The organism is Hyalangium minutum, assembly GCF_000737315.1.
In the GTDB taxonomy this organism is placed as follows: domain Bacteria; phylum Myxococcota; class Myxococcia; order Myxococcales; family Myxococcaceae; genus Hyalangium; species Hyalangium minutum.
On sequence record NZ_JMCB01000036.1, the window covers coordinates 1 to 10,066 of the forward strand.

At 66.7% G+C, this 10,066-nt stretch carries 5 protein-coding genes; 1 reads left to right on the top strand and 4 read right to left on the bottom strand.

What is annotated here, in order from left to right; all coding sequences use genetic code 11:
- Window positions 1-570: 570 nt before the first annotated feature.
- Window positions 571-981 (top strand): transposase zinc-binding domain-containing protein, encoded by a 411-nt coding sequence (locus DB31_RS43970; protein ID WP_052420726.1) that lies wholly within the window; start codon window positions 571-573, stop codon window positions 979-981.
- Between the two features lie 557 nt (window positions 982-1,538).
- On the opposite strand, the gene DB31_RS43975 is transcribed toward DB31_RS43970, so the two are convergent.
- The 4 genes from DB31_RS43975 to DB31_RS43990 form a co-directional block, all read right to left on the bottom strand.
- Complete coding sequence (locus tag DB31_RS43975; protein ID WP_044199990.1) at window positions 1,539-4,247, bottom strand: amidohydrolase family protein; 2,709 nt, start codon at window positions 4,245-4,247, stop codon at window positions 1,539-1,541.
- Between the two features lies 1 nt (window position 4,248).
- Window positions 4,249-7,722 carry a hypothetical protein gene (locus DB31_RS43980; protein ID WP_044199992.1) on the bottom strand — a complete coding sequence of 1,158 codons (3,474 nt, stop codon included), beginning with the start codon at window positions 7,720-7,722 and terminating at the stop codon, window positions 4,249-4,251.
- A gap of 127 nt (window positions 7,723-7,849) precedes the next feature.
- Complete coding sequence (locus DB31_RS43985; RefSeq protein WP_044199995.1) at window positions 7,850-8,071, bottom strand: hypothetical protein; 222 nt, start codon at window positions 8,069-8,071, stop codon at window positions 7,850-7,852.
- A gap of 766 nt (window positions 8,072-8,837) precedes the next feature.
- The coding region (locus DB31_RS43990) for an FAD-dependent monooxygenase (protein WP_044199998.1) at window positions 8,838-10,066 on the bottom strand (1,229 nt) is incomplete at its 5' end.

Below are 10,066 nucleotides of genomic sequence, written 5' to 3' on the forward strand. Positions count from 1 at the left end.
CTCACTCAGCAGGTAGAACACGGCACGGCCTACCTGCTCAATAGGGTTCTACTCCGGCTGCTCTCTCCCCAACCAAGTCCCTCCCGGTGAACGGTTACCGCGGAATATGGAGCCTCTTGGTCATGGCTCCCGCGCGTCAGGAGCACAACAGAGATTACAGGACCGCCATGAGCAACGCTTCGGCCTCCACCATGACGACATGCTCCGTGTTCTCCCCCCAGGACAACGGGCTCCTCCTGCCACACCGGCAGCTGACGGGCACACTGGGGGCACATGCGGCCCAACAGGGGCAATCTGCTTGGAGGCAAGCGGCCTGAGTTCCCCGGTCTCCCAGGGCTCACGAGAACCCCGTGGGAGGCGGACAGGAGCGTGTGCCCTGGCAAGGTGTGGCAGGGGAGGAGCGGGTGGAGGAGCGCGGGTGGGCGTACCGGCGGAGGCAGCCGGAGGGGACGGTGCTGTACGAGGCGGTGAGGGATAACCTGGCCACGCTGCTGGAAGAGGCGAGCGAGGTGGGGCGCGGCCTGCCCCGGTACGTGGAGCGGGACGTAAGCCCGGTACCTGGAGTGCGGAGTGCTGGCGCACGGCTTCGCGCGGGTGCGCTGCGAGAGTGGCAAGGACGAGTTTCTCGTCGCCTTCTGGTGCAAGGGACGAGGGGTGTACCCCTCCTGCAACGCGAAGCGGGCGCATGTGACGGCAGTGCATCTGGTGGAGCGGGTGCTGCCGCATGTGCCCTACCGGCAGTGGACGCGGTCCTTTCCGCATCGGGTGCGGTGGGTGCTGCTCAAGGACGTGGGGCCCCTCTCGGACGTCCTCACCGTTTTCCTGCGCGCGGGGCACGCCCTGCTGCGGCGGAGGGCACGGCGGCAGAGCCTACGTGGCGGGCAGGTTGGGGCCGTGTCGTTCATCCCGTTCTTCGGCTCCGCCTTGCAGGTGACTCCTCATTTCCACTCGCTGGTACCGGACGGCGTCTTCGTGCCGTGAGAGGGCGGCGTGCGCTTCGAGCCGTTGCCGCCGCCCACGCAAGCAGAGGTGGAGAAGTTGCTGAAGGGGGTGCGGCACCGGGTGCTGCAGCTGGTGGAGAACGGAGCGGATGAAGCAGAGGAGGCCGCGAGAGGACTTTTGCCGAGTAGCTGAGGAGGACGTTGGACTTCGACGTGTTGGCCTGCGTGAGGTGTGGAGGCAGGCTTAAGGGTGTTGGCGGGCCGTGAAGGGAGCACGAGGGGTGCGCGCGATTGTGAAGCACCTGGGCCTGGCCACAGCAGGTGCGAGGCGAGCCCCGGCGCGAGGGCCACCCCAGGCAGCGTGGTGTTGAGGCGCTCAAGACAACCCACAGGCCCAGCTCAGGCTCTTGCCGCGCCCTGATGGGAGGGGGGCCTGGGCAGCAGTGTGCCCTATGGGGTGCTCGGCCCCCTCCACGGGCCTGGCACACAGCTCGGGCGGCTCCCGTCCGCGGCCCTCCTCGGCCCCTGCGCTCCAGCCCTCTCCTTCAACCGGCCTCCCATTTTTCTGATGCTCCCCCCAAGCCTGAGTTCGAAGCACTACCGCGGAGGGGGCTGCAGTCCTTCTATCGGCCGGAGCTTCGATCTGGGAGGCAAGAGTTGCCGCAGTACGTCGGGGCGGGTGCTGGCGGCGAGGGTAAAGCGGGAGCGCCAGCCGTTTTCTCGGAGCTGGTCGAGCCACCGCAGCGCTTCGTGGGCGGACAGGCCTCTCCGCATCAGGGCGAAGTAGAGGTGGGCATACTCGTCCGCCAGCGAGGTGGCGAAGGTCACCGGGTCATCCGAGTTGATGGAGACGAGCAGCGGAGGAGGGGCCTCGGGAGGGCGAGCGGCTGGGGCTGCTTCATGTGCCACGGGCAGGTGCGGCCCCAGCGCCATCGCGGGGTGGTGCTCCAGCCCGAGCATGTTCAGGACGAGCAGGTTGCTGGAGGGGTTCGACTCGACAGTGATCTCCCGCTCACGCAGCAGGGACCGCAGCCAGGCCTGCGCCTCCGCAGCCATGGCGGTCTCGGCGGGGTGGTTATGCACCTCGACGAGGCGCTGGCCCCGGCGGAACACGCCTGCATCCGTCAGGTGCTGCCAGACGAGGCGCAGGACGCGATCCATCCGGGCCCTGGGCTCGGGCTCGTCGGGGAAACGCAGGTACTCCAGCACCTGAGTGTCATGGCGATAGCGTCTGGCGAGGAGAAGGAGGTCGAGCTCGACGCGCGAGAGGCCCAGCAACTCGCGCGCGAGGGCGGTGGCTTCGCTGCGCACGCGTTCGACTCGCGCGGGCTGGGTGGGCAGCTGGCCCTGGCCATAGCGATCCAGCTCCCAAAGCAGATCGTCCAGGCGCTCTTCCGCGGGCTGGACAGCGACGGGGTGCAGCTCGGCCAGCCGTGGGGCGTCCGGGCCGAGTGCGAGCCCATGTCCGATGCGGTCCCCGGTCTGGAGGATTTCGGACTCGAGCAGCTCGTGGATCCGACGCAGGCCCTCCACGAGCCGGCGGAACTCCTCTCCCGCGTGGTAGGTGATGTGGAGTTCCGTCGCCTCCCATTGGGGGGCGAGCCGGCGCAGGCGCGAGGCTGTCGTCCGGGACTGACGCCGGACCTGTTGCAGGAGCGGTACGGTGACCCAGGTGGGCGTGGCGAGCTCGGCGCTGGCGACATCCAACCCTCGAACGACGAGCAGCAACTCGGGGTGATGACTGAGCGCGGTGCGGATGGCCAGGGCCTGCCTTCGTCGGCCCAGGAACCAATCGCCGAAGCGGAAGCCGGAGCTGTTACCGGAAGGATCCGCGTGGAGGCGTGCGTGCCCGCCACGGCCCTGGGAGAGTTCCCGCTCCTTGATGAAGTGGAAGAGCAGGGCGCTCTCCGGGCGCTCCGGAGCCGCCATGTGGGCCTGGGCGAGGTTGCGCGCTTGGTCACGGATGGAGACCCAGTCCGGCTCGGGCGTCGCGCGCATTTCGAGGGAGCCGAGGTGCAGTCCTCGGCGCGTGTGCCGCAGAGCACTCTCGGCGAGGTGCTCTTCCAGGGGCCCCCGCAGGGCGGAGAGCCGGTTGAAGTGGACCTGGAACCAGTCGAGCCCCGCTGTCCCCGGCTCTTCGATGAGAAAGGCATGGGCCTGACAGCGGACGCGCTGGTACTGCCAGAAGAGGAGTGCGAAGCCTGAGTCTTCTTGGCCCTCTCGCAGCAGATAGCGAAGCGCGCGGGTGGTGAAGCGCGTCTCGGTGAAGGGACGCCCCTCGATGGAGGGCAGCCAGGCATGGAGCGGATCCTGCGCGAAGAGGGCCGACAGTGAGGAATCGCGGGCCTCCCGGCGCGAGCCAGTGGGAGGCGCGCCCGTCAGCGCTCGGTAGACCCGCTGGAGGACGCCGGGCGACGGCGAAGGATCCTGCCTGCGGCCGGAGGGGCGCTGGAGGTAATCGAGGGCGTGCGAGTACTCACGCTGGAGCGCGGCGGCGCCAGAGGGCCAGGAAGCGAGGCGGGCAAGCCGGGGCCCTGTGCTCGCCAGGAAGGCGCGCAGGTCTCCGCGCTCTCCATGGAGTTCGCGTGCGCGCAAGAAGGCCGCGAGGAAGAGTCGGGCGATGGCCGCCGCGAGGAGCTTGGATGCAAAGCCCATCGCGTCGCCAAAGGGATACGTGTCCTTGGGCCGCAGCTTTTCGGGCCAGGCGTCGCGGAACCACCCCATCCAGACGCTCCAGAGGGTGGGAAAGGAGTAGGCGGCACCTCCATGGAGGTGGGTTTCGGAGACAGGCCGGCCGAGCACATCGCGCAGGTGGGAGGTGGGCAGATGCACCTCGTCCCCGGAGGGCTCGTCCTCGCTCGGCGCGTGGAGGCCGGCAATGAGTAGATCCGCAGGGACGCGGAGGGAGAGCCACCGCCAGTGGGCGGCGCGTTCAGCCCGTGTGATGCCGTCACCGGCGGGATCGGGCCTCAACTGAGGATGATGACCATCGCTCGCCAGATACCGCTCCGCGAGGCGGCGAAGGTACTCGGCGAGGGAGAGCCCCGATGCAATCGGAGGGCTTCCGGGCTCCACCGCGAACCATGAGTGCTCGCGCAGGGCCCGGAGCGCCTCCAGGGAGAGCCCCTCCGAGCGAGTGCGCAGGTGTGCCTCCAGGTCCGAGGCCAGCTTCTGGGTTGGCCCATCGAGGACTCCCGCGGCGGCGTGTCCCAGTTGGAGCGTTCGGTGAGCATGGGCGGACAGCGAGGCGAGAGGCCAGGCCTCGGCCTCCGCCACGAGCCGCTGGTAGCGCCCGTCCCGACCCATGTCACTTCTCCGAGTTGGCCAAGCCCATATGCACGAGCCAGGGGTGCCGAGGCTCCTGGAACGCAGCATCAATCTCGTTGAGCATCTGCCGAGCATGCTCTGGTGAGTGCCCAGAGTCCGTCAGCCGAGCGAGCCGGTGTGCCTGCAGTGCCTGCGTGTCGATGCCGAAGTTCCGGTCCCACTGGGTGAGGATGAGGTCGGCAAACGTGACGGGCAAGCCAGACTCGGGCGCGGCGAGCAGGGGGAGTCGCGCGGCCCAGTCCCGGAGTTCCTTCGTCCGGGGCTCTTGTGTGGGAAGGGCCTTGAGCAGCGTGTGGAGCGACTCCACCTGCTGCACCCAGCGGTCTTGGGAGAAGGGTTCGCTGATGGGGGGGGCCAGATACGCACGGTGGAAGCACATGAGGGAGCCTTCGATCAGCCACAGGGCGCGTGGCACGAGCTGATCCGAGACAGGGAGTTCCCGGTTCATGTTCGGCTGCGCATGTCCCGACAGCCAGCTCTCTTCGAGTACCTCCCACTCCCACAGCGTCCGCCATGCGATGGTGGGGAAGACCCAGAACTCACTCTTTTTCCAGGAGCCCTTGAGCAGGTGCCACCAGCGGGGAGCTGGAGAGGGGGACGCGGCGGCGTCGGGTTGCTCCATGGCGAGGTCATGGGCCACACGCAAAAAAGGCTCGGCGTCATTGGGAACGCCCGCAACCAAGCCGGCTCCTGTTTGACGAACCTGGGTGAAAGCCAGGTAGAGATTCTCGGTGATGGCGGAGTCGCGCCATCGCGCTTTCGTGAAGGACTCGTCCACACTCTTACGGAAGCGCTCAATGAACGGGGTCTCTTGCAGGACCACCCGGCCCTCGCGGAGCTGGAGCTTGGGCTCGAGGTCGCGCCTATCCCTCTCGTGGGTCCAGGTCTTCCAGAGCAAGGACAGGACCTGCGCTGCCTCTGGGGGCTTGGGTGCGAGCCGGACCTTCTCGCTTAGAGTCTTCAACAGCCAGAGCGGACTGAGCGCGAGCAGGCCCTGTCGGAAATTCGTGAAGTAGGTCGCAAGGGATGCGAAGGGAGTTCGAACGGAGCGGAGTTCCTTGAGCAGGTTGTGGACTTCGGGTTCCCGTAGTCCGCTCGGAGCGCGGAATTCTCTCTGGATGCGCTGGATGAAGGGGTGTGTCTCGAAGGCATCGTCAAGCTTGCGGAGCAGGGTCTCCAGTTCGCCAGGACCGATGGTGGATGAGTTGTACAAAGGTGTCTGGGACAAGGCCTCCTGCAGGCGCCTGCGTCGCTCCCAGCGCAATCCATTCGTGATGTCGTTCCAGCTCGCGCTGAAGATCCCCTCCAGGCAGTTGATCAGTCCATCGCTGAAGAGGAGCGAAAGGCCGCTTTCCGGGGCAGCGAGCAGTCCGAGGTGTTGCACCCACGTGGATATGGCGTTGTCGCGAGCAGTGCCCGTCATCTCCCGAAGCGCTCCAAGTTCTCGCTCCAGCCAAGTCCAACTCTGCTTCTCACCCAGATGAACGCTCTCGACAGGCTGGCGACGCGAGACGTGGATGGCGAGTCGCAAGAACAGCCACGCGAAGTCATCCGGGCGGTGGGTGGGGGGGGCGGGCCATGAGGTCGGAGTGGGCGCGTCTTCCAGTTCCTGGCGCCAGGCCTGTATGAATTGGGTCAGCTCCTGGTGCGTTCCCCAGTCCGGCAAGGGCCAATGCACCATGAAGGCCGCAGCCAGATCGTCGATGCGCGCTTCCGATCCCGAGGATTGAGTGCGGGCAACGAGCGAGGACATCGCAGGGAAGGCGGAGAACAGTGTCTCGCGAGATTCCGGCTCTTTGGTAGGGATGCGCTTCCACCGGATACGGGTGAGCGCACGTTCCACTTCTCGGCTGCTGATGGTGGGACCCGTGGAGTGGCCGTGAGGAGCGGCGGTGCGGGCAAAGTCGTTCGCGAGTCCATATGCCACCACGAGTCCATCGGACAGCCAGGCCATTTCATCAATGCCGCGTGTCTCAGGGTTCCACTCCGGCATGTACATCCTTAGGCGCGTCGGGTAGCCCAGGGAGATCAAGAAGTCCTCACCGATGGACCAGGGCAGGAACTGGGTTTCCAATTCGGTGTTGAACTTCTGAGCGTCGACGTGGAGGGCTGCTTCCCCCGTCTCGGTCTCCTCCAACCAGATGAGGTTGCGGAGCAATGCCCTGTCGGAGCCACTGCGCTCCGAAGCTTCGACAGCAAGCTCCCAGAGCTTCATGAGGGCGCGGGCGGTTCGGGGAAATTCTGTCCCGCTGCTGGTGAGGAGCTCATTCAGTGTGGACTTCAAGGACACCAGGTCCCGGAGCCTGTCGGGGAGGACCTGCGCGAGGCCGAGAGACCCCTCCAGGAGCAGCTTGGAGTCGAGGAGGCCTGTACCTCCTGGCATCTTGAACTGCTTCAACTGCTCCTGAATAGGCTCGCTGCGAGGGAAGGAGAGCCTCCGGCGCACCGAGATGGGAGGCAGCTCACACCGCTGTGGCGGCGGAATGACCTTGTCGTAGATGGCCCTGGGAAGGTTCCTGAGGGTTTGGGGTAGCGACTGCTCGGGGATCCTCTCCCTACGCGAGAGGTCGAGCAGGAGCGAGTCCTCGAAGAGCGTACTATCGCCGGTCATGAGGAAGGCCAGTCGCGGGTGATGGATCTTGCGCACCAGCGACAGCAACTCCGGCGTCCTTCGCGGGTTCATGTCCGCGTCATCAATGGCGAGCAGAAAGAGGGGGTAGTGGCCCTTGTCCCAGCGGCGCCAGCGTCGATAGTCATCCGCGAGCGCGTCGAGGAAGTCCCGGAAGGCTCCGGCCATCCGCATCCGATGCCGCTCCCCATGCTCGGCCTCCAGCGCATAGGCCTCGGGGTCGAGCCGAGTCTTTCGGATGTCCGGTCCATCCCAGCCCAGGGTCGTGACGCGGACGAACTCCCGCCACTTCTTGCGCGAGGGCTTCTCCTGAGCCTCTTCCCCTTGCCATGGCGCCGACGAGGAGGGGAGCGCCACGTCCTCCCCACCCTCCAGCGCGGCGACCACCCGCTCCAGGTGCCCGACGAGGTGGAGAAGCAGGTTGGTGGTCTCGGGCAGGGGCTCGAGGTCGACCAGACCCACTGGCACGATGGGGTAGCCCGGCTCGATGTCCCAGGATTCGGGCCGGAAGTCGCGCAGAGTCTTCACCTTGTTCGTCGCGGCCTTGTTGTAAAGGTTCAACAAGGTGACGAGCAGGGCGGACTTCCCAGAGCCCCGGCGCCCATCAATGAGGACCGTGGGGTTGAGGCGCTTCTTCTCGATGAGAGGCAGATAACCGTGGGCCCTGCTGCCCTTGGCGGGGGAGAAGGGCGCCTCGGCTAACTCGCGGAGGAAGCCGGTGGCACGCGTCCCCGCCTTGAGCTGATCTTCGGTGAGCTCCTTGGGCAGCAGGATGCGTGCTTCGGTGCGTGGCTGGAAGGGAGACTTGGGGTTCGTGTTGGACATGGCCCGGGTCGGTCAGACAGCACGGGCACGGACTGAAGCCGTGCTCTAGGTGTGGCGTGGCCCGGATTCTGGGCGCAGGCGAGCAGGGGCGGAAGTTTCTGGTGGGCGCGGTGGGTGACACTGGAACTCAGTAGCCGGGCGGCACCTCGTTCCCGCTAAGCCGTGCGAAGCCGTGCGCCAGCACCCCGCACTCCAGGTACCCGGCGAAGTCCCGCTCCATATACCGGGGCAGGCCTCTTCCCACCTCGTTCGCCTCCGCTAGCAGCGTGGTGAGGTTGTCCCTCACCGCCTCGTACAGCACCGGCCCCTCCGGCTGCCTCCTCCGGTACGCCCACCAGCGCTCCTCCACCTGCCCCTCCCCAGCTACACCTGTGCTCCCACGAACCTCCCTGGAGCACCGTGCGCCCCTGGTTCTGTCTCCAAAATGTCTCCAGGATTGGAGGGGACTCGGAGGGACAGGTGGGACTGCCGGGGATTCCCCCGTGGACTCGAAGTGCCCGGATTCACTCGCGATTCCTCGAAAGGCGTGTGCTCCCCCAAGCAGGAGAGGAGGAGGCGAGAGAGGGGAAGGAGGCAGCGGGCAGAACGGAGCGGATGAAGCAGAGGAGGCCGCGAGAGGACTTTTGCCGAGTAGCTGAGGAGGACGTTGGACTTCGACGTGTTGGCCTGCGTGAGGTGTGGAGGCAGGCTTAAGGGTGTTGGCGGGCCGTGAAGGGAGCACGAGGGGTGCGCGCGATTGTGAAGCACCTGGGCCTGGCCACAGCAGGTGCGAGGCGAGCCCCGGCGCGAGGGCCACCCCAGGCAGCGTGGTGTTGAGGCGCTCAAGACAACCCACAGGCCCAGCTCAGGCTCTTGCCGCGCCCTGATGGGAGGGGGGCCTGGGCAGCAGTGTGCCCTATGGGGGTGCTCGGCCCCCTCCACGGGCCTGGCACACAGCTCGGGCGGCTTCCGTCCGCGGCCCTCCTCGGCCCCTGCGCCCCAGCCCTCACCTTCAACCGGCCTCCCATTTTTCTGATGCTCACGTGGCCTTGTACGCCCAGCAGATGGAGGACGGGTCGGCCCAGTGGCGGAAGAAGCTCGGCCTCTGAGCACGCCTCACGGGGACGTTCCAGCGCCTACGGCACCATCCCCTCCAGGGCACTCTGCATGATCGCATCATGCCCGTAGTCAGGAAGGTGGATCCTGTCTGCGGGCGGCGATAGCAGCTTGCCCGCAAGCCTGCTCAAGCCGGGTTTTGTCGCGAGGCTGAGCGCGGCCTGCTGAAGCGCGATACCGGTGCGAGTCTGCGGCTGGGCAATGCGCGGGCCGAGCTTGGGCACGTCCTGCGCCTGATCCACGTAGGGCCGCATGATCCGCTCGTAGGCGGCGAAGGCTTCGGCATGATCCTCGTGTCGGCCAAGCTCGCCGGCGAGCACATAGGCACCGACAAGGGCCAAGCTGGTCCCCATGCCGCTAATGGGGGAGGCGCACCAGGCAGCATCGCCGGTCAGGACGACGCGGCCGATGGACCACCGATCCATCTTCACCTGGCCAATCGCCTCGAAGTAGAAGTCCCTCGCATCGTCGAGGCCGGCGAGTACGCGCGGTGTTTCCCAGCCCGCGTCGGCGAACTTCTCCTTCAGCATCGCCTTCTGCTCGTCGCGGGACAGATCCTCGTAGCCCACGGGCTTCTCTTGCAGCCCCAGAAGGGCGCGCGTGGTGCCGACATGGTCTGGGCGCAAGAAGACGCTGCGCCCTCCCGGCGCGTTGAACCAGCGGGCGACCTTCCCGTCGTTTGAGCCCTTCGGGATTGTGAAGTAGGCCGTATAGAGGTCGAGCGGTCGGCGTTTCACCGCGTCTCCGAACGCCAGCTTTCGCGTCGACGAGCCGATTCCCTCGGCGGCGATGACGAGGTCGAAGCGGCGGGTGCCGCCCTTGTCGAACGTGACTTCGACCCTGTCGCCCTTGTCGTCCAGCACGGTGATGCGATCGCCGAAGATATATTCAGCGCGGTCGTGGCTGTGCTCAACGAGCAACCGCGCAAGCTCGCCGCGGAGGATCTCAAGCTCCGCGGTCGGTCCGTTGCCACCGAACTGCGCCGCGTCGAACTCGGCCTTGACCCTGTTCTCCTCGTCCACGAAAGCGATCGCCACCTCACCCGTTGACCGCTGCCGCACCTCATCCTCGAGCCCCATGCGCCGGATCACCTCCCGGCCCGCGCCACGGACGTCAATGTTCTGCCCACCGTCGCGGAACTCAGGTGCGCGTTCGACCACCGTGACGCTCATGCCAAAGCGGGTGAGCCACCAGGCCAGCGTGGGCCCCGCGATGCTCGCCCCAGTCACCAAGACATGCCGCTTCATCG